This is a genomic window from Nocardia tenerifensis NBRC 101015 (assembly GCF_000308715.1).
Lineage (GTDB): Bacteria > Actinomycetota > Actinomycetes > Mycobacteriales > Mycobacteriaceae > Nocardia > Nocardia tenerifensis.
The window spans coordinates 1-1,134 of the sequence record NZ_BAGH01000226.1 but is presented as its reverse complement, the minus strand read 5'-3'; the positions used below and the strand labels follow the sequence as shown (position 1 = coordinate 1,134).

Here is a 1,134-nt window from a genome sequence, read left to right as displayed (position 1 = left end):
CCTAGGTGTATGAGGCCGTGACGTTGGTGACGCCGGTGCGGAGTCGGCTGGCTGGTGGTTGGTTTCCAGCGGCTGAATGTGGCCGATGGTAGTTGTAGTGGATATTCCAGATGGCCAGGGCACTGCTGCGCTGGTGTTCGCTGGTCCATTCACGGGCGTAGAGGAATTCCTCGGCCAGGATCCGGTTGTAGCGTTCGACTTTGCCGTTATGGCGGGGTGTGTAGGGGCTGATGCGTTGATGGCGGGCGCCGAGCAGGACCTTGGCGAAGTCGTGGGCTCGGTAGCAGGAGCCGTTGTCGGTGACGATGCGTTCGATGTGGGTGATGCCATGGGCGGCGAAGAATGCCCGCGCCCGGAACATGAATCCGATTGCGGTGATAGCTTTTTCGTCGGGAAGCGCTTCGGTGTAGGCGAGTCTGGAGTAGCCGTCGACCGCGGAGTGAAGAAATACGTAGCCGACACGTTCTCCACGCTGTTTGGCGGCGTGATTGGCCCGATGTTGGGCCGAATCTCGGCCGTGGACGCGCCAACCGCCGCCCTCGCGTAGGCGCCCGACCTTCTTGACGTCGACGTGGATCATGTGTCCGGGCCGGCGGGCCAGGATCGGGCGGGCGACTCGGTTGGACTCGCCGGCCGGGTCGAGGAAGCGGCGGCGGTTGAGCCCCAGTCGCAGCAGATGGCGACTGATGGTGCGCACCGAGATTGGTGTCCCCTCGGCGGTGAGTTCGGTGTGGATGCGCCGTGCCGACCATTTGCGTTGCCGACGCAGCGCCTCGATCTGGGCGACCACCTCCGCCGAGATCGCGGTCGGGCTGTGGTGTGGCGTGGCCGAGCGATCGGCCAATCCCAGCTCGCCGTAGCGGCGAAACCTGTTGACCCACTTGGAAGCACATTGCCGTGAGATTCCCATCTCGGCGGCGACATGCGCGATCGGACGGGTCTGGCAGCGCTGTATGAGGCGTCGGTCGCCCTTCGACGGACAACGGGGCATTACGGTGGGACACGGCGGGTCTTCCTGCTGGCGGATAAGGGATTGGCGTTTCTCATCCTGCCGCTGAAAGACCCGCCCCTCAGCTCAGGCCCCGCGCAGCGTCACCAACGTCATGACCCACAACACCTAGGTCACGGGCCGTG

At 64.6% G+C, this 1,134-nt stretch carries 1 pseudogene; it reads right to left on the bottom strand.

The window, feature by feature from the left end:
- Position 1 precedes the first annotated feature (1 nt).
- A pseudogene (locus ON39_RS18505) lies at positions 2-1,004 on the bottom strand (IS481 family transposase).
- Positions 1,005-1,134: the final 130 nt, after the last annotated feature.